This window comes from Actinomadura citrea (genome assembly GCF_013409045.1).
In the GTDB taxonomy this organism is placed as follows: domain Bacteria; phylum Actinomycetota; class Actinomycetes; order Streptosporangiales; family Streptosporangiaceae; genus Spirillospora; species Spirillospora citrea.
In genome coordinates, this window is record NZ_JACCBT010000001.1 from 5,846,720 (window position 1) to 5,865,129 (window position 18,410).

At 74.4% G+C, this 18,410-nt stretch carries 13 protein-coding genes; 8 read left to right on the forward strand and 5 right to left on the reverse strand.

Annotated features, from left to right (window positions below; genetic code table 11):
* Nucleotides 1-9: 9 nt before the first annotated feature.
* The 3 genes from BJ999_RS27180 to BJ999_RS27190 are packed head-to-tail and all read right to left on the reverse strand — an operon-like array spanning nucleotide 10 to nucleotide 5,934.
* Nucleotides 10-3,351, reverse strand: coding sequence for a DUF4132 domain-containing protein (locus BJ999_RS27180; protein WP_179835898.1), 3,342 nt, complete (start codon nucleotides 3,349-3,351; stop codon nucleotides 10-12).
* 37 nt (nucleotides 3,352-3,388) lie between these two features.
* Nucleotides 3,389-4,777: an FAD-dependent oxidoreductase gene (locus BJ999_RS27185; RefSeq protein WP_179835899.1), complete on the reverse strand. Its 1,389-nt coding sequence runs from the start codon at nucleotides 4,775-4,777 to the stop codon at nucleotides 3,389-3,391.
* 41 nt (nucleotides 4,778-4,818) lie between these two features.
* A complete protein-coding gene (locus BJ999_RS27190) occupies nucleotides 4,819-5,934 on the reverse strand; it encodes an amidohydrolase family protein (RefSeq protein WP_179835900.1) in 1,116 nt (371 codons plus the stop codon).
* Nucleotides 5,935-6,032: 98 nt separating this feature from the next.
* Here BJ999_RS27190 and BJ999_RS27195 point away from each other — a divergent pair, with 98 nt between their 5' ends.
* The 3 genes from BJ999_RS27195 to BJ999_RS27205 all read left to right on the forward strand — a co-directional run bounded on the left by BJ999_RS27195 (nucleotide 6,033) and on the right by BJ999_RS27205 (nucleotide 9,624).
* Complete coding sequence (locus tag BJ999_RS27195) at nucleotides 6,033-7,478, forward strand: type I glutamate--ammonia ligase (protein ID WP_218935257.1); 1,446 nt, start codon at nucleotides 6,033-6,035, stop codon at nucleotides 7,476-7,478.
* 163 nt (nucleotides 7,479-7,641) lie between these two features.
* Entirely contained in the window at nucleotides 7,642-8,175 is a 534-nt protein-coding gene (locus BJ999_RS42405; protein WP_229810510.1) for a CGNR zinc finger domain-containing protein, read from the forward strand.
* 93 nt (nucleotides 8,176-8,268) lie between these two features.
* Nucleotides 8,269-9,624, forward strand: coding sequence for an FUSC family protein (locus tag BJ999_RS27205; RefSeq protein ID WP_179835901.1), 1,356 nt, complete (start codon nucleotides 8,269-8,271; stop codon nucleotides 9,622-9,624).
* A 41-nt stretch (nucleotides 9,625-9,665) separates the two neighbouring features.
* Here the strand turns inward: BJ999_RS27205 and BJ999_RS27210 are convergent, their stop codons facing one another.
* The gene (locus BJ999_RS27210; protein ID WP_179835902.1) at nucleotides 9,666-11,102 is read right to left on the reverse strand and encodes an LVIVD repeat-containing protein; all 1,437 of its coding nucleotides are present in this window, start codon (nucleotides 11,100-11,102) and stop codon (nucleotides 9,666-9,668) included.
* Between the two features lie 164 nt (nucleotides 11,103-11,266).
* On the opposite strand from BJ999_RS27210, the gene BJ999_RS27215 reads away from it, so the two are divergent.
* Genes BJ999_RS27215 through BJ999_RS27230 form a run of 4 tightly spaced genes read left to right on the forward strand, consistent with a single transcriptional unit; the run spans nucleotide 11,267 to nucleotide 14,753 of the window.
* Entirely contained in the window at nucleotides 11,267-12,796 is a 1,530-nt protein-coding gene (locus BJ999_RS27215; protein WP_179835903.1) for a peptide ABC transporter substrate-binding protein, read from the forward strand.
* Between the two features lie 17 nt (nucleotides 12,797-12,813).
* Nucleotides 12,814-13,356 (forward strand): NADPH-dependent FMN reductase, encoded by a 543-nt coding sequence (locus BJ999_RS27220; protein WP_179835904.1) that lies wholly within the window; start codon nucleotides 12,814-12,816, stop codon nucleotides 13,354-13,356.
* A gap of 31 nt (nucleotides 13,357-13,387) precedes the next feature.
* On the forward strand, nucleotides 13,388-13,951 hold the full coding sequence (locus BJ999_RS27225; protein WP_179835905.1) for a TetR/AcrR family transcriptional regulator: 564 nt from the start codon (nucleotides 13,388-13,390) through the stop codon (nucleotides 13,949-13,951).
* Between the two features lie 16 nt (nucleotides 13,952-13,967).
* A complete protein-coding gene (locus BJ999_RS27230; RefSeq protein WP_179835906.1) occupies nucleotides 13,968-14,753 on the forward strand; it encodes an MBL fold metallo-hydrolase in 786 nt (261 codons plus the stop codon).
* Here the strand turns inward: BJ999_RS27230 and recD2 are convergent.
* Nucleotides 14,744-16,975, reverse strand: coding sequence for an SF1B family DNA helicase RecD2 (recD2, locus tag BJ999_RS27235; protein WP_373292804.1), 2,232 nt, complete (start codon nucleotides 16,973-16,975; stop codon nucleotides 14,744-14,746). The two genes, BJ999_RS27230 and recD2, sit on opposite strands and share 10 nt — an antisense overlap.
* 129 nt (nucleotides 16,976-17,104) lie before the next feature.
* On the opposite strand from recD2, the gene BJ999_RS27240 reads away from it, so the two are divergent.
* The gene (locus BJ999_RS27240; protein WP_229810511.1) at nucleotides 17,105-18,403 is read left to right on the forward strand and encodes a serine hydrolase domain-containing protein; all 1,299 of its coding nucleotides are present in this window, start codon (nucleotides 17,105-17,107) and stop codon (nucleotides 18,401-18,403) included.
* Nucleotides 18,404-18,410: the final 7 nt, after the last annotated feature.

The window sequence follows — 18,410 nt, forward strand, 5'->3', positions numbered from 1 at the left end:
GTTCTCTTCTCAGGTGAGCGTCGCCAGGTCGGCGAGGATCTCGGACACGGTGACCGGGTCGAGGTCGGCGAAGGAGCCCGTGGCGCCGCCGCCGAGCCACCGCTGCTCGGGTCGGCTCGCCAGGCCGACCGCCTCCAGCGTCTGGTCGGGCAGAGAGTCCACGGCGCCGACGGCGATGCCGGGATCGAGGTCGATGACGATGTACCGGCCCCCGGGGAGCCTCCGGGAGATGAAGGGTTCGATGCCCGCGTCCTGGGGCCCGCCGCGGTCCCAGCCGCGGGAGGTCAGGCCGAGCACCTTGCCGACCGGGACGGTCAGGCCCTCGAAGCGTTCGAGCCTGCCGTTCCTCCCCTCGTCGCCGGCCAGGGCGTGGACGGGACGTCCGAGCTGCGGGAACGGCTGCAGGATCTCGTAGTCGGCGAACACCTCCGACCAGGCGGCGAGCGAGCCTTCGAGGTCGACCGGATGCGCGACCCGGACCTCCGCCGGATCGGCGAGGGTGACGGCGTCGTCGTCGACGTCGGCGAACGTGCCGTCCTCCGCGACGCGGAACGCGATCGTCCCCCGGCCGTCGGACGCGAGCCACACCAGGCGCCGGACGAGGTGCCGGACGAGCGGGTGCCCGGCCAGCAGCTCCCGGAACTCCCGCACGGGCCGGCGGCGTTGCGCGACCATGGACGCCTCCAGGCGGCGGAGCTGGTCGGCGGCGACGGCCCGCACCTCCTTCTTCAGCGTCGAGAACGCCTTGTAGGCGGCCGGGGCGAGCTCGGGGTCGTCCTTGGCGCCGGGCTTGGGCAGCGCCTTGCGGCGGGCCCCGCTCTCATCCGCCACGTACGGCTTGAGCTGCTCGTCGAAGCCGACGACGAAGCGGCGCGGGCCGTAGTCGAGGGTGAGGGTCCCGTCGGCGTCCAGGCCGAAGTCGGGCACGAGCCGGTCGGCGAGCTGCTCGGCGGTCAGCTCCAGCCCGGCGGCGACCTCCTCGATCTTCTCCCGTGCCCTGGCCTTGAGCGCCTTGAACTTCACCCGCTGCGCGACGCCGTGCAGGTGCATGAGCGCCACGTCGGTGCCGATGGCGGCGAGGATGTCCAGACCGGCGACGGCCTTGGCGTGCCCGCCGTCGCCGGGCCACGCCCGGATCACCGGGGTCAGGCGGCGGACGGTCTCGTCGTCGCCGGTCAGGCCGAGCTGCGCCAGCGCCCACCCGTCCTTCGACGGCGCGCCCTGCGCCTCCCACAGCCGGAACAGCCGCCAGCCGAACTCGGCGAGCGACTCCTCATCACATGCGCCGCGGAGCACGGGCACCCCCGCGTAGACCTCACCGGGCCGGGACATCGCGAGCATCGTCAGAACGTGCCGCGCGGCGGCGTCCGGCAGCGCCCGCTCGCGGCCGCGCAGCAGGATCTGCGGGAGCAGGCGCACGTCGGCCCAGTCGCCGACGTGCGGCGGTTTCGCCGGGAGGACGTCCAGCGGGTCGGCCGTGACCAGAGCCTCGATCGCGTCCGCCGCCCTGTCGCCGTGGACGCGGGCAGCCGTGACGACCGCCTCGGCGCCGTGCCGGGCGGCGACGAACCGCAGCGCGGCCTCGGCGGCGCGGCGCTGGGCGCCCGCCTTGCCGAGAGCGGGCGGCAGCAGGGCCGGGACGGCGCCCGTGCCGTGCCGCTGGAACCAGGTCTGCGCGGTCCTGCCCGCCTGCTTGAGCCGGACGAGCCAGTCGGCCATGAGCCGCGCGACCTCGTCGCTCAGGAACGGCAGGAGGACGGCGCCCGCGCCCGCGGGGTCGCGCCGGGCCGCGTGGACGGCCGGGTCCAGCGCGTCGAGCTCGAACCGGGCGACGACGACCCGCAACCATTCGTCCACGTACCACGGGTCGGGCGGCTCCCAGCCCGCCAGGAGCGGGCGGACGAGGTCCTCGGGCGCCTCGATGAACAGCATGGGCTGCTGGTGGGCGGGCAGCGCCCCGTTCTCGAACTTCTCCACCTGGACGGGCCATTCCATGCGTTTCGCCCATCGCCAGAGATGGTGGAGGTCCTGCGTCCAGGCGTCCCGCTCGCCGGGCTCCCAGATGATGGAGCGCGTGCCGGGCGAGGCGAGGTCCTTGACGACGATGGGCCTGGCCTTCGTCCGGGGCCGGGTCCACGGCGGGTCCGCGAGCAGCGGCGGCAGGGCGCCGGCGGGCGCCTCGGGTACCCGCACGATGGTCTTGCGAAGCGCCTCGATCGCCGCGCGCGACTCCTCCGCAAGCTCCGGCAGCATCTCCTCCACCAGCTCGGGATGGGTGAGCAGGTGCGCCCGCAGCACCTCCTCCGCCTCCGGCGTCCGCGCGGCCGGGGCGAGCAGGCGCAGTGCCCGCCGCGGATACGCTCGCGCGGCGGCGATCACCGCGGGCTGGACGTACTTGTGGCGGACCCGGTCCACGAGCGCCTGGAACGCCTCGTCCACGGGCAGCCGGGCGAGCACGTCCAGCAGGTTCCGGTACGTCTCGGTGTCGGTGTACCGGCCCTCCAGCGCCCCGGCCACGAGCGGCACCGCGCCGGACGGCCCGACGCCGTCCACGAGGGTCGCGACGACGCTCGTCCTCCGGTCGTAGTAGCCGAGCGGCAGGGCGGCCGGATCGACCTGCTCCGGCCCGCCGAGCGAGCAGAAGAGCATCCACCGGTGCTGCGAGTGGGGCGGCAGGCCGATGACCGCCGGGTCGGCGCGGACCTCGTCCACCCAGTCCTGCCTGGTCGGCACCAGGTAGGAGACGACCAGACGCTGCAGCGGCGTCCGGCGCCGGCCCGCCAGCTCCTCGACGGCCGCGGCGTACACGTCGTCGTCGGCGGCGGCCAGCAGGGCGCGCAGGTGCCGCGCCGCGCCCTCCTCCGCCCACCAGCCGCCGTGGTAGTCGGACGGCCGGGCCCACCGCGCACCGGTCCAGGTCGCCTTGCTTCCCGCCTGCTGGTAGTCGGCCGTGACGTCGCACAGCTCGGCGAAGGCGCACGCGGCGAACGGCAGGCCGTGCTCGGCGGCCCACGCATCCCGGAACGGGTCCTTCCCGCCGACTGCGAGCAGGCCGCGCTTGGACACCGCGACGGTCGCGACCACCGCCGCGCCCAGCGCGTCCGCCTCGCCCTTCAGGTGGGCGCGGCCGTGCTCGGCCAGCTCGGGAGCCGTGCCGGGCAGGGCGAGGACGTCCTCGACCTCGGCTCGGGCGGCCTCCACCAGCGCCCGCGCCCTCCCCGCCGCCGCGGCGTCGGTCCGCGCCCGCGGCCACGGCCCCGGCCGGTCCCGGCGGGGATGGGCGATCCGCCGCCACGCGTCCGGCATCTCCCAGGTGCTCTCGTCGGCCGCCACCGGCCCCGCACTCGCCATGAGCCCACACCGTAGGGGAGATCACCGACAAAGGGGATCAAGATCCGGAGCGCATGTCCTGCTCGACGGCGTCGGCGGCCTTGCGGGCGGCGACCAGGACGGGGTCCCAGACGGGTGCGAACGGCGGCGCGTAACCGAGGTCGAGTCCCGTCATCTCCTCGACCGTCATCCCGTTCCACAGCGCGATCGCCAGGCCGTCGACGCGCTTGGCGGCGTTCTCCTCGCCGACGATCTGCGCACCGAGCAGCCGGCCGGAGCGGCGCTCGGCGATCAGTTTGGTCGTCATCGCGGCGGCGCCCGGGATGTAGCCGGCCCGGGTGGTGGACTCGACGGCCACGCTCAGCGTCTCGAACCCGGCCGCGGCCGCCTCGGCCTCGTTCAGCCCGGTCCGCGCGACCTCCACCCGGCAGATCTTGGAGACGGCCGTGCCGACCACGCCGGGGAAGGTGGCGTAGCCGCCGCCGATGTTGATCCCGGCGACGCGGCCCTGCTTGTTGGCGTGCGTGCCGAGCGCGATCGCCACCGGCGCGCCCGACACCAGGTGGCGTGTCTCGACGCAGTCGCCCGCCGCCCACACCCGATCGGCGCGGGTGCGCATCCGCCGGTCGGTGACGATCCCGCCGGTCGGGCCGGTCTCGATCCCGGCGTCCTCGGCCAGCCCGGAGGCCGGCCGCACGCCGAGGCCGAGGACGACCAGGTCCGCGGGCAGCGTGTGGTCCCGCGTGCGGACCGCGGTGACGTGCCCGTCCGGGGAGGCGTCGAAGCCCTCGACCGGCTCCCCCAGGTACAGCCGCACGCCGATGCCGCGCATCGCGTCCGCGACGATCGCGCCCATGTCCGGGTCGAGGGTGCGCATCGGCTGGTCGGCGAAGTCCACGAGCGAGACCTCCAGGCCGCGCATCACCATCGCCTCGGCCATCTCCAGGCCGATGTAGCCGCCGCCCACCACGACGGCGCTGCGCGGGCTCCCCTCCTCGACGGCGCGGCGGATCGCCACGCCGTCGTCGAGGATCTGCACGCCGTGGACGCCCTTCGCGTCCACGCCGGGCAGCTCCGGGCGCGCGGGGACGGCGCCGGTCGCGATCACGAGCTGGTCGTAGGGCTCCCAGCGCTCGCCGCCGCCGTCGAGGGACCGGATCCGCACCCGGCCGCCGCCCGGGTCGATCTCCACGGCCTCGGTGCGCAGCCGCAGGTCGATGCCGCGCTCGCGGAACTCGGCGGGCGTGCGGGCGACGAGCGCGTCCAGCTCGTCCACCACGCCGCCGACGAAGTAGGGGATGCCGCACGCCGAGTAGGACGCGTGGTGCCCGCGCTCCACGGCGACGATCTCCAGCTCGTCCGGGCCGCGCAGCCGGCGGGCCTGGGACGCGGCGCTCATCCCCGCGGCGTCGCCCCCGATGACGAGCAGGCGTTCACGTGCGGCCATCCCGGTTCCTCCCGTTCGCCGGTTCCACCCGGAAGATCGACTCACCCCAGACCGTAGACCCGGCGGGCGTTGCCGTAGGCCACCAGCCCCGCGACCCGCTCGGCGTCGCGGGCCGTCCAGGCGCCGTCCTCCACTCCCCCGGCCAGGAACCCGGCGAGCCCTCGCCGGAACAGCAGCGCCCCGAGGTGGTAGAGCTCGGCCAGCCCGAACGCGTCCGAGGAGTACAGCACCTTCCCGAACGGCGCCAGTTCCAGCAGCTCGGCGATGAGCGCGGGCGAGCGGTGCCCGAGGTTGTGGGTCGCCAGGCCCGCGTCGACGTACACGTTCGGCAGCACCTGCGCCAGGTACCCGGCGTGCCGGTGGAACGGGTAGTTGTGCAGCAGCATCGCGGGGATGGGGTCCATGGCGCGCAGCAGCTCGATGAGCAGCAGCGGGTCGCCGCGGCGCAGGTCGGCGTCCGCGTCCCCGTAGCCGACGTGGAACTGGACGGGCAGCCCGGCGTCCACCGCGCACCAGACGAGGAACCGGTGCAGGACCTCGTCGCACACGCGCGGCGGGGCGCCGCTGCTCTCCGCCGCGAGCATCAGCCGCCCGGCCGCGCCGGCGACCTCCGCCTCCGACGGCCGCACGCCCGACAGCTCCAGCCCGGCCCGGTAGGCGGCGATCGACTTGGCCCCCACGGCGTCCGCGGCCTGGAGCCGGGACCGCACCTCGCCGGCGAACCGGCCCGCCTGGACGCCGTCCGCCGCCGCCCGCTCCGCGACGGACTCCAGCCGGACGATCTGGTGCGCCTCCGCCCCGGCCAGCCGGCCGAGGCCAGGCGGGTCGAGGATCACCTCCGGTGAGTAGCCGGTGTCGACGCAGAGCGCGTCGAGTCCGGCGGCGGCCAGGAACCGCCGGTTGACCTCGGCGGCGCCCAGCTCGGCCCGGCGCGCCAGGTACTCGCCGGGCTCGGCGTGGGCGTCGAGGTCCAGGATCGGCGGGCACCAGCGCCGCAGCGCGAACCCGACCTGGGTGTCGAACATGCTCACGCCGGGCGGCCCCGCGGTCTCCGCCTCGGTGAGCGTCTCCTCGAACGCCGTCCTGCCGAGGTCCTTGCCGAGGACGCCATGGCAGTGGTGGTCGACCAGCCGCAGCGACTCCAGATACTCCAGCACGGCTCCCGCATCCTCCCTGAAACACGACTGCGTTCTCTCTACGATGCCCTTACGGAGCGTGTTCACCTCCGCCGCCACCCCACCAGGAGCCAGCCACCGTGGAACCCACCTCTCAGACCGCCCTCCAGGGAAGCGACGCCGGAGAGCAGGCTCTGGACGGGCACGAGCGCGCCCGGCTCGGCGCCCGCGCGGCCGAGGCGGCGCGCAGGCTGGCCGGCGAGGGCATCGTCGCGGTCGCGCTGACGTGGGTGGACGTCAGCGGGATCACCCGCACCAAGACCGTCCCGGTGGAGCGGCTGGAGCACGCCGCGGCGTGGGGCGTCGGGATGTCCCCGGTGTTCGACGTGTTCCTGCTGGACGACTCGATCGTGTCCGGGCGCCACATCGGCGGCCCGAGCGGGGACCTGCGGCTCCACCCCGACCTGGACCGGCTCGTCGCGCTGGCCGCGCTGCCGGGCTGGGCGCACGCGCCCGCGCACCGGTACGCCCAGGACGGGTCCGTCCACCCGCTGGACGCGCGGGCCCTGCTCCGCCGCGAGGCGGACCGGCTCGCCGGGCGCGGCTTCGCGGTGAAGGCCGCGTTCGAGATCGAGTGGGCGGTGTCCGACGGCGGCGGAGAGGAGTTCTCCGCCGCCTGCAAGGGCCCCGCGTACGGGATGACGCGGATCACCGAGCTGGCCGGCTACCTGCGCGACCTCCTGGAGTCGCTCAAGGCGACGGGCGTGAGGGTCGTCCAGTTGCACCCGGAGTACGCGGTCGGGCAGTACGAGGTGTCCGTGGCCGCCGAGGACCCGGTCGGCGCGGCCGACACCGCCGTGCTCGTCCGGGAGACGATCCGGGCGGTGACGATCCGGCATGGGATGGCCGCCTCGTTCTCCCCCAAGGTCGAGGCCGACTCGGTCGGCAACGGCGCGCACGCCCACCTCAGCCTGTGGCGGGACGGCACGGCGGACGGCGCGGTGAACGCGATGGCGGGCGGCCCCGGACCGTACGGGATGACGCCGGCCGGGGAGGCGTTCGCCGCGGGCATCCTGCGCCGGCTGCCCGCGCTCCTCGCGGTCGGCGCACCGTCGGTGGCGAGCTACCTGCGGCTGGTCCCGTCGCACTGGTCGGGCGCGTTCGCGTGCTGGGGGCTGGAGAACCGCGAGGCCGCGCTGCGGTTCGTGACGGGGGCCGAGGGCGAACAGGCGACCGCCGCGAACCTGGAGGTCAAGTGCCTGGACGCCGCCGCCAACCCGTACCTGCTGCTGGCGGCGCTGCTCGCGGCCGGCCGGGACGGCCTCGGCGCCGATCTGAGGCTGCCGGAGCCGGTCGAGGTGGACCCCGCGGGCCTGGCGGAGGAGGAGCGCGCCGCGCGGGGCATCGCCCCGCTGCCGGCGTCGCTGGCCGAGTCGGTCGCGGCGTTCGAGGCCGACGCCGTCCTGCGCGAGGCGCTCGGCGAGGCCGTCACCGACACGGTGGCGGCGGTGCGGCGCGGGGAGATCGCGCTGCTGGACGGGGCGACGCCGCAGCAGGTGGCCGCCGCCACCCGCTGGCGGCACTAGCGCCGCTCCGGCGCACCGCCGCGTCCGGCCGCCCGCGACCGGGCCCCCACGAGCGGGCGGCTCGAACTGCCGGACGCGCATCCGCGGCCGGCCGCGGTTGCAGCGGGCGCAGGTGACCGCTCCTAACATTTACTGGTCGGCTGCGGGACCGGAGGCTCGGGTAATGCGCATCACTGGGTACAAGAGTCACGGGGTGGCGGCCGCCGCCGCGCTGGTCAACGCCGTGACGAGCGCCGAGGGGGACGACTCCCCGGACGCGCTGCGCCGTGTCCTGCGGGAGAACCAGTTCTTCTGGCAGGAGTTCGAGGACGCCGACGCCGCCGACCTCCGGCGCTGGGGGCGGGTCCTGCGCCCCTTCTTCGAGGCGGGCCGGCTGGAGGAGGCGACGGCGATGCTGAACCGGCTGATGCTGGAGATCCCGATGCACCCGCACCTCGCCGACCACGAGCCGCACGGCCTGCACATGCACTACGCGCCGCCGTCGTCCCGGCTGGTGGAGCGGTTCCGCGCCACCACGCTGATGAACCTCGCCGAGCTGATCGTCGAGCACGGGCTCGGCCGGACGGGCGTCTGCGCCGCCGACGGCTGCGACCGCGTGTACGCCGACACCTCGCGGGCGGGCCGGCGCCGGTTCTGCTCGGAGGCCTGCGCGAACCGCACGAACGTCGCCGCGTTCCGCGCCCGCCGGCGGGAGTGATCCGCGTCCCGCGCCGGCGGCCCGACACCTCGCCGTTTTGTGATCTTTGTCCATCCCTGTGACCTTTGCCCGCCTGCGGGAATGACAGTGCGCATGTCGCTCGTGTTCTTGCGCCGCCGATCCGGCGAGGGTGATCGCGGCGGCCGCTCGCCGCTGCGCGTGGCGACGGAGGTGCGGTCCACCGCGTACCGCATCGCCCGCCTGACGATCACCGCCACGCTGTCGTTCGTGCTGGCCCTGACGGTGCTGCCCGCCGGCGGGCCGCAGCCGCTGCTGGCGCCGCTGACCGCGCTGCTCGTCGTGCAGTTCTCCGTCTACCAGACGATCAAGGCGAGCGTCCTGCGGGTCGCCGCCGTCACCTCGGGGGTGCTGATCGCGGTGCTGGCCGCGGGCACCATCGGGTTCTCCTGGTGGACGCTCGGCCTGACGATCCTCGCGGCCCTGGTCATCGGGCACGTGCTGCGCCTCGGCGAGCATGTGCTGGAGGCGCCGATCTCCGCGATGCTGATCTTCGCACTGGGCTCGGCGAGCGAGGCGGGCGCCGCCGACCGCGTCCTGGAGACGCTGATCGGCGCCGCCACCGGGCTGGCGGCGACGCTGCTGGTGCCGACGGTGCGGGTGCGGCCCGCGGAGGAGGCCGTCCAGGACGTCACCGAGAAGCTGCGGGAGCTGATCGCCGGCATCGCCGACGGGCTGCGCGGTGAGCGCACCGAGGGCGAGGCGGCCCGCTGGCAGGCGGACGCCGAGCGGCTCGCCCGCGACCTCGGGCGCACCGACCGGGAGCTCGGCGCCGCCGAGGAGAGCGTCCGGCTCAACCCGCGGACGCGGGCGCGGCGGCTCATCGACGCCGGCGTCGCGCTGCGCAACGCCATGGAGACGCTGGAGCACTTCACGCTGTCGCTGCGCGGGCTGACCCGCTCCCTGGCCGACGACGAGCGGCTCGGCGACCGGGGCCGGCTGCTGACCGACGCCGAGTTGCGCCGCGAGCTCGGCGACGCGCTGGCCGGGATCGCCGCGAGCGTCGCCTCCTACGGCCGCCTGGCCCGCTCGGACCTGACCCGGGACGCCCGGCCGTTCCTCGCCGAGCACGAGCTGGAGGTGCGGGTGGACGTGGCCCGCGAGCGCCGCGCCCGGCTCACCCGGCGGCTGCACGAGCGGGCCGCGGCCGGCGACCTGTGGCCGCTGTACGGGGAGGTGTCCATGGACATCGACCGGCTCATCGAGAACCTGCGCGTCGAGCACCGCGCCCGCGCCCGCGAGCACTGGCGGCGCCACCGCGGCGCCTCGCGGCACCTGCCCGAGCGGCCCGTCCAGGTCGTCCAGCAGGCCGGGCAGCAGCTGCGCCGGGCGGCCGGGTCCGCGGTCGCGGCGGCCGAGCGCGGCGCAGGCGAGACCGAAACGCGCGTCAACCGGCCCGAACAGGACGAAGACCCGCCCTCGGGGGGATGAGGACGGGCCTTCGCGCGGGGTCGCGGACCCCGGTGGGACGGTCAGCGGAAGGTGGGCTCCAGGACGTCGACGCCGCGGGTGTTGTCGGCGACGTAGACGTACTTGCCGTGCCAGTACGGCTGCCAGGACGCGGCGTCCGCCGGGCGGTAGTAGGCGACCTGCCGCGGGTTCGTCGGGTCCGAGACGTCCAGGAACCGGGTGCCCTGCGAGTAGAACGACTGGGCGATCACGCCGTCGCGCACGTCGAAGTAGTGCGCCGAGCAGTCCGTGCTCTCGGGATCGCTGCCCTCCTTGCCCGCCACGCCCCACGTCGCGACGGTGTTCAGCCGGAACTTGTGCTCCGGCGTGGACCGCCAGCCCTCACCGCCGTAGGAGCCCTTCAGCGACGCGATGACGAGCAGGCCGTCGTTGGCGCAGCCGTCGTTGAACGTCTCCTCGGTGACGTACAGCAGCTTCCCGTTGCCCCACCTGCGCGGGTCGGCGGCCTGGTCGCGGGTCTGCCCGACCGCCCGGTAGCTGTTGTGCATGAAGGTGGAGTTGGTGGTGGCCTCGTCCAGGCCACCGCCCGCGTACGGGACGGGGTCGACCGCGGTGGCCTTGCGCCACTTCTTCTCCACCGGGTCGTAGTGGCGGCCGGTGGTGTGGTAGCCGCGCACGCCGCCGCGCCCCGACGCCCAGGCGACCCCGTCGGAGTCGACCTGGATGTCGTGGGTGTAGTCGGTCTTGCCGTCGTTGCGGCCCGTGTCGATGGGGTCCTTGTGGACCTTCGGCTTTGCCGGGTTGCGGACGTCGGTGACCCAGACGGGGCGCCCGCCCCAGTCCGCGGGCATCCAGCTGGCCTTCGCGGGACCGCCCGTCCACAGGTACTTGCAGTCGTTCACGCAGGTCGTCGTGTGACCCGCGGGCACCGTCACGTAGGTGAGCTGGCGCAGGCTCTCCGGCTTGGAGGCGTCCACGACGTAGATGCCCGACTCGCCGGTGGCGGTGGTGCCGCCGAACGCGCGCGGGTCCCGGGACAGGTAGATGATCTTGCGTTTGGGGTCGAAGTCGGTGTCCTCGGTCTCCCACATGCCGGGCATGTTCAGCTGCCCGACCAGTTTGGGGACGCGGGGGTCGGCGCTGACGTCGTAGGCCTTCAGCCCGAACTCGCCGGTCGCGTACATGATCGTCCGCTTGTGCCGGCCCTGGCCGTAGTCCATGAACATCAGGGAGATGGCGCCCTTGGCGTCGGAGACGCCGCCGACGCGCCGCACGCCCTTGACCGCCTCGGACTTCGTGCTCGCGGGGGCCGCGCGGTGGTAGTGCCCGGCGTGGCCGCCGGCGCCCTCGCCCGCGGTGGCGGCGGCCTGCTTGGTCTGGGTGCTCTCCGGCTCGGGCGGGCAGGCCCAGGCGCTGCCGGCCGTCAGTGCCACGGACGCCGCGACCGCGACGCCGCCCTGCAGCAGGCGTCCGGAGGGAAAGGATGTGCGGGGGAGCATCGCGCCTCCACGGAACGGATCTTCGCAAGCGCCAGTGTGACCGGCGCCGCCGACTTGATCAACAGGTCGGCGGTCACGAAATGGACTCAGCACCGTAAGGACTGGTGAGACCTGACAACGTGGTCTACCCTCCCCTGGGGTCGCCCAGCTCCCGGGAGAGGCCAGTGAAGAGCTCAGCCCGCACCGCCGCCCTGGTCGCCGGCGCCGTGGTGGTGCTCGTGGCGCCGGTCGCGGCCCTGAAGGCCTGGAGCGAGCCCGCCGACCCGCGGATCTCGGTCGGCGCCGCGGCCCCCGCGACGCTGCTGCCCGGCGACGTGCGCGACGCATCCGGCCGGATGATCGCGAACGCAGTGTGGACGGGCCTGGTCTCCTACGACCCGAAGACCGGCGCGCCCGCGAACGCCGCCGCCGCGTCGGTCACCAGCCCGGACCGGCGCGTCTGGACGGTCCGGCTCCGTCCCGGCGCGACCTTCCAGGACGGCTCGCCCGTCACGTCCCGCTCGTTCACCGGCGCCTGGACGGCCGTGCTGCGCGAGCGCTGGGCCGGGTCCCGGCTGTTCACCGAGGTCGCCCGCGTCAAGGGCGCCCGCGCGGGCGAGGACGGGGTGCCGGGCCTGAAGGTGAAGGACGACCGGACCTTCGAGGTGACGCTGGACCGCCCGCTGAACGGGTTCCCCGCCCTCCTCGGCGACCCGGCGTTCTTCCCGATGCCCGAGAGCGTCCTCGCGTCGCGCGACTGGGCGTCCTACGGCCGCACCCCGGTCGGCAACGGCCTCTTCCAGGTGAGGTCGCGGAGCGCGCGGGAGATCGTTCTGCGGCGCCGCTCGGGCGAGGGCCGGTCCGTGGTCGTCAGGGCGATGCCGGACGCGAAGCGCCAGTACGCCGCGGCCGGCGCCGGCGAGCTCGACGTCGCCACGCTGGTGCCGCCGGACCGGCACGAGTCGATGGAGGCCGACTTCGGCGACCGGCACCTCGCCGTCCCCGGCCGCGACGTCACCTACCTGGCGTTCCCGGCCCGGGTGGAGCGGCTGTCGTCCCCGACCGTCCGGACGGCGCTGTCGATGGCGATCGACCGGTCCGCCGTCACGGAGGGGCCGCTCGGCCACCAGTACTCCCCCGCCGACTCGCTCGTCGCGCCGGGCATCCGCCCCGGTCACCGCGACGGGCAGTGCCGGTTGTGCGTCCACGACTCCAAGGCGGCGGTCGCCGCGCTGGCCGACGCGGGCGGGCTGGAGGGCCCGCTGAACCTCTGGTACGAGGCGGGCCGGGGCGACGACGCGTGGGTGAAGGCCGTCGCGCACGGGCTCGGCGAGGAACTGAAGCTCGACGCCCGCCCGCATCCCGTCGCCGACCTGCGCGCGGCCGTGGACTCCCACGAGGTGGACGGCCCCTTCGTCGTCCACACCACCGCCGCCTACCCCGCGCCCGCCGCCGCGCTGGCGCCGCTCCTGGACGCCGGAACCGGTTTCGACGACGAGTACGCGTCCGGCCTGCTCACCGAGGCCGAGCGCGCGGCCACCCCGGAGGAGGGCGTGATCCCCGCGCGCCTCGCCGAGAGCGCCCTGCTGCGCGACATGCCCGCGATGCCGCTGTGGTCGCGCCACGACCACCTGGTCTGGTCCGAGCGCGCCCGCGGCGTCACCGCCGACGCCTTCACGGGCCTGCGCCTCGACCGGCTGACCGCCCGGGACTGACGCGTAGCCTGACGATCATGACGAACGTGCTGATGCTCTGCGGGAGCCTGCGCAAGGGGTCCACGAACGAGGCGGCGCTGCGCACCGCGCGGGCCGTGGCGCCGGACGGGCTGGACGCGACGCTCTACGCCGGCATGGGCGACCTGCCGCACTTCAATCCCGACGACGACCGCGAGCCGCTGCACCCGGCCGTCGCGGACCTGCGCGCGGCGATCGGCGCCGCGGACGCCCTGCTGATCTGCACCCCGGAGTACGCGGGCGCGCTGCCCGGCTCCTTCAAGAACCTGCTCGACTGGACGATCGGCGGCGGCGAGATCTACGAGAAGCCCGTCGCCTGGCTGAACGTGGCCTCCCCCGCCGCGCCCACGGGCGGCGGCGACGCGCACGCCTCGCTGCGCAAGGTGCTCGGCTACGCGGGCACCGAGATCGTCGAGGCCGCGTGCGCGCGGATCCCGGTGATCCGGCCCGACGTGGGCGAGGACGGCCTGGTCCGCACCGCGGAGCCGCGCGCCCGGCTCCGCGAGGCCGTGGAGGCGCTGCACGCCGCACTCCGCCCTTGAACTATTAGACCAGTCTACCTAGAATCGCCCCATGGCACCTCGGGGCGAGACGCGTGAACGCGTGCTGCGGACGGCGGCGGAGCTGTTCCAGCGGCAGGGTTACCACGGCACCGGGCTCAACCAGGTCCTCGCGCAGAGCGGGGCGCCGAAGGGCTCGCTGTACTTCCACTTCCCGGACGGCAAGGAGCAGCTCGCGTCGGAGTCGGTCGCGCTGTCCGGCCGCGCGGTGGGCGAGGCGCTCGCGGGGGCGCTCGTCGCCGCGCCGGACGGGCGGGCGGGGCTGGCGGCCCTCGGCGACCACTTCGCGCGCGCCCTGCTGGAGTCCGACTTCGGCAAGGGATGCCCGGTCGCGACGGTGGCGCTGGAGACGGCCGCCGAGAGCGAGACCATCCGCGCCGCCTGCGACGGCACCTACACCGAATGGCAGGGCGGGATCGCGATGGCCCTGCGCGGCTGGGGCGTGCCGGACGAGCGTGCCGATCCACTGGCCGCGCTCGTCCTGTCGTCGGTCCAGGGCGCCGTCATGCTCGCCCGCGTCCGGCGGGACGTGTCCGTCATCCACGAGGTCACCCGCCAGCTCGCCGACCTGATCTGAATCTGAAGGAGCACCGATGCGCGTTCACCATCTCGACTGCGCCCCCATGCGGGAGATCGAACCGGCCGACGGGCCGCAGAGCCCGCTGCGCCCTGCGGGGGCCGTGGGCCACGTGCTGCTGGTGGAGACCGACTCGGCCGGGCTCGTGCTCGTGGACGCCGGGATCGGACTCGGCGACATCGAGCGCCCGTCCGAGCGGCTGCTGGACGACTGGGTGGAGATGGCGGGGCCGACGCTCGACCCGTCCGCGACGGCCGTCCGGCAGGTCGAGGGGCTCGGGTACGCGGCCGCCGACGTCCGGCACGTCGTCCCCACGCACCTGCACCGCGACCACGCGGGCGGGCTGAGCGACTTCCCGGACGCGGCGGTGCACCTGTTCGAGGCGGAGCTCGCCGACGGCGGCAAGACCCCGGCGCAGCTCGCCCACGGCCCGAAGTGGGTCGCCTACGCGGGCGCCGAAGGCGAGACCTGGCACGGCTTCGAGGGCGTCCGGTCGCTGGAGGGCGTGCCCGAGGACATCCTGCTGGTGCCGCTCGGCGGCCACACGCCGGGACACGCGGGCGTGGCGGTCCGCGACGGTGCCCGCTGGCTGCTGCACGCGGGGGACGCGTACATGTACCACGGGGAGGTCGACCGCCCCGAGCCGGTCGCGCATCCGCTGATGGAGCTCGTCCAGGCGGGCGGCGAGGTCGACCGGGAGCTGCGGCTCGCGAACGTGGCGCGGCTGCGGGAGCTGGCGCGCGGCGGCGAGGTCGAGGTGTTCTGCGCCCACGACCCCTGGGAACTGGCGCGCTACCGCTGAGAGAGGCGGTGGGCCAGGGCGGTGTGGCGGCGGCCCGCGCCGGCGGTGCGGACGGCGGCGGCGAGGGCCCGGCGCGACCCGACGAGGACCACGAGCTTCTTGGCCCGGGTGATGCCGGTGTACAGGAGGTTGCGGCGCAGCATCATCCACGCGCCGGTGGTGAGCGGGATGACGACGGCCGGGTACTCGCTGCCCTGCGAGCGGTGGATCGTGATCGCGTACGCGTGGGCGAGCTCGTCCAGTTCGTCGAAGGCGTAGTCGACGCTCTCGTCCTCGTCGGTCACGACGGTCAGTGACTGCTCCTCCAGGGACACGGACGTGACGACGCCGACGGTGCCGTTGAAGACGCCGGCCTCGCCCTTGTCGTAGTTGTTGCGCAGCTGGGTGACCTTGTCGCCGACGCGGAACACGCGGCCGCCGTAGCGGCGCTCGGGACGGGCGTCGTCATGCGGGGTCAGCTTCTCCTGCAGCAGGGAGTTCAGCGTGCCGGCGCCGGCGGCGCCACGGTGCATCGGGGCGAGGACCTGGACGTCGCGGCGCGGGTCGAGGCCGAACCTGCGCGGGATGCGGTGGGCGACGACGTCCACCGTCAGCTCGGCGGCCTCGTCCTGCTCGTCGCAGGGGAACAGGAAGAAGTCGGGGTAGCCGCGGGTGTGGGGGTGGTCGCCGGAGTTGACGCGGTGCGCGTTGACGACGATGCCCGACTGCTGCGCCTGCCGGAAGATCCTGGTCAGCCGGACGCGCGGGACGACCTCGGCGCCGAGCAGGTCGGCCAGCACCTCGCCCGCGCCGACGGACGGGAGCTGGTCGACGTCCCCGACGAGCAGCAGGTGCGCGCCGCGCGGGATGGCCCTCACCAGCTTGTTGGCCAGGATCAGGTCGACCATGGAGCACTCGTCGACGACGACCAGGTCGGCGTCCAGGGGGTTGTCCTGGTCGAACTTGGGGTCGCCGCCCGGCTGGAGCTGGAGCAGCCGGTGCACGGTCGCGGCCTCGTGCCCGGTCAGCTCGGCGAGCCGCTTGGCGGCCCGGCCGGTCGGAGCCACCAAAACGATCTTGGCGTGCTTGGCGGCGGCCAGCTCCACCACCGAGCGGACGGTGAAGCTCTTGCCGCAGCCGGGGCCGCCGGTCAGCACGGCCACCTTCGACGTCAGCGCGAGCTTGACGGCGTCCTCCTGCTCGGGGGCGAGCGCCTGGCCGGTGCGCTGCTTGAGCCACGGCAGCGCCCTGTCCCAGTCGACGCCGGCGAACGCCTTGAGCCGGTCGGCGGGGGCGTCGAGCAGCTCCAGCAGCCCGCGGGCCAGGGAGCGCTCGGCCCGGTGGAACGGGACGAGGTACACCGCCGGGATCGTCGCGGCGTCCTCGCCGTCCCCGGGGATGGGCTCCCGGACGACGCCCTCCTCGCCCGCCAGCTCGTCCAGCGCCGGGACGATCAGCTCGCGCCCGACGCCGAGGATCTTCTCCGCCGCCGTGACGAGGTTGGGCTCGGGCAGGAAGCAGTGCCCGTCGTCGGCGGCCTCCGACAGCGTGTACTGCAGGCCCGCCTTGATCCGCTCGGGGCTGTCGTGCGGGATGCCGACGGCCTGCGCGATGGTGTCGGCGGTCTTGAACCCGATGCCCCACACGTCCGACGCGAGCTGGTACGGCCGCTTGCGGACGGTGTCGATCGAGGCGTCCCCGTACTGCTTGTAGACGCGGACCGCGAGGGACGTGGAGACGCCGACGCCCTGCAGGAAGACCATCACCTCCTTGATGGCCTTCTGCTCCTGCCAGGCCTCCCCGATCCGCCTGGTGCGCTTGGGGCCGAGGCCCTGGACCTCGACGAGGCGCTCGGGCTCCTCCTCGATGACGCGCAGGATGTCGGTGCCGAAGTGCACGACCATCCGGTCGGCCATCACCGGGCCGATGCCCTTGATCATGCCGGAGCCGAGGTAGCGGCGGATGCCCTGGATCGTCGCCGGCAGGACGGTCGTGTAGGAGTCGACCTCGAACTGCTTGCCGTACTTCGGATGCGAGCGCCACCGCCCGACCAGGCGCAGGCTCTCCCCCACCTGCGCGCCGAGCAGCGCGCCCACGACGGTGAGCAGGTCGGGACCGCCCTTGGCGGTCGCGACGCGCGCGACGGTGTAGCCGGTGTCCTCGTTGGCGTAGGTGATCCGTTCCAGCACCGCCTCCAGCTCCGCCGGACGCGGCGCGGCGGGGGGGTTCGGGGAGGTCGGCACGGTCACCATGATGGCCGATCGGCCCGGCGGTATCTCCAGGAAACCGGCCGCCTCACCCCAAGATCATGTTAACTTCCCTGCTCACCCCATTTCGATCATGTGGGGCCGGGCGATCTGGAGGGGGACGCGGTGGGGCAGGGGCTCAGTCGGCGGGACTTCGGCAGGCTCATGGGATCCGCGGGGCTCGGCCTCGCGGTGCCCGCGCTCGCGGGCGGCTGCGGGACGCCGTCCCAGCAGGCGGCGACGCGGGCGGGCGCGCGGACGTGGCAGGTCTCCGGGACGGCGGGCGCCGGGCTCGGCGGCTTCGACACGGCCGTGAAGTCGCTGATGCAGGCCCGGAACATCCCGTGCGGAGCACTCGCCGTCATGCGCAAGGGCAAGCTCGTGCTCGCGCGCGGCTACACCTGGAGCGACGACACCTCGCTCAAGGTCCAGCCGACGTCGCTGTTCCGGCTCGCCAGCCTCAGCAAGGCCGTCACGGCGACGGCGGTCGCCCGGCTCGTCCAGGACGGCCGGCTCAGCCTGTCGGCACGCGTGACGGACCTCCTGACACTGACGCCGCCGCCCGGCCAGTCCCCCGACCCGCGCCTCGGCCAGGTGACGGTGCGGCGGCTGCTGCAGCACCTAGGCGGCTGGGACCGCGACATCTCCGGCGACCCGACCTACCGCGACCGCGCCACGGCGAAACTGCTGGGCGTGCCGCTGCCGATCGGCCGGGAGCACATGGTGCAGTACGGGACGGGCCTGAAACTCGACCACGACCCCGGCACCACCTTCGCCTACAGCAACTACGGATACCTGCTGCTCGGCCAGATCATCGGCAAGGTCGCGGGGACGGGTTACGAGCAGTACGTCCAGCAGAACGTGCTGGGCCCCTTGGGGATCACCCGGATGCGGCCAGGTACGTCCTTGAAGGCCGACCGCGCGCCCGGGGAGGTGCCCTACTTCTCGCAGCGGACCGGACCGTCGGTGTTCGACGAGGCCGGGACGACCCTCCCGGCCCCCTACGGCACGTTCAACGTGGAGAACCGCACCCCGATGGGCGGCTGGCTCGCGTCCGCCGTCGACTACGTGCGCTTCACCCAGATCCACGACGGCGGGACGAGCGTCCTGAACTCCTCCTCGATCGCCTCGATCTTCGCCAAGCCGGAGACGGGCCTGAACTCGGGCGGGTCCTACTACGGCTTCGGCTGGTACGTGCGCGACGTGACGGGAGGCCGGAACACCTGGCACTCCGGTGCCCTCGACGGGACCAGCACGATCGTGACGCGCCGCTACGACGGCGTGACCTGGGCGCTGCTGTTCGACCAGCGCGACGACCCGTCCGGGCTCACCTACGACTACGACGACTTCAGCGCCCCGCTGCACAAGGTCGCGAACGCGGTGACGACCTGGCCGGCCACGGACCTGTTCGGCACGTACTTCTGACCGCCCG

Coding starts and splice junctions, on each gene's coding strand:
- BJ999_RS27180 (WP_179835898.1), bottom strand. CDS start 3,351: ATGGCGAGTGCGGGGCCGGTGGCGGCCGACGAGAGCACCTGGGAGATG.
- BJ999_RS27185 (WP_179835899.1), bottom strand. CDS start 4,777: ATGGCCGCACGTGAACGCCTGCTCGTCATCGGGGGCGACGCCGCGGGG.
- BJ999_RS42405 (WP_229810510.1), top strand. CDS start 7,642: ATGCGCATCACTGGGTACAAGAGTCACGGGGTGGCGGCCGCCGCCGCG.
- BJ999_RS27205 (WP_179835901.1), top strand. CDS start 8,269: ATGTCGCTCGTGTTCTTGCGCCGCCGATCCGGCGAGGGTGATCGCGGC.
- BJ999_RS27210 (WP_179835902.1), bottom strand. CDS start 11,102: ATGCTCCCCCGCACATCCTTTCCCTCCGGACGCCTGCTGCAGGGCGGC.
- BJ999_RS27220 (WP_179835904.1), top strand. CDS start 12,814: ATGACGAACGTGCTGATGCTCTGCGGGAGCCTGCGCAAGGGGTCCACG.
- BJ999_RS27225 (WP_179835905.1), top strand. CDS start 13,388: ATGGCACCTCGGGGCGAGACGCGTGAACGCGTGCTGCGGACGGCGGCG.
- BJ999_RS27230 (WP_179835906.1), top strand. CDS start 13,968: ATGCGCGTTCACCATCTCGACTGCGCCCCCATGCGGGAGATCGAACCG.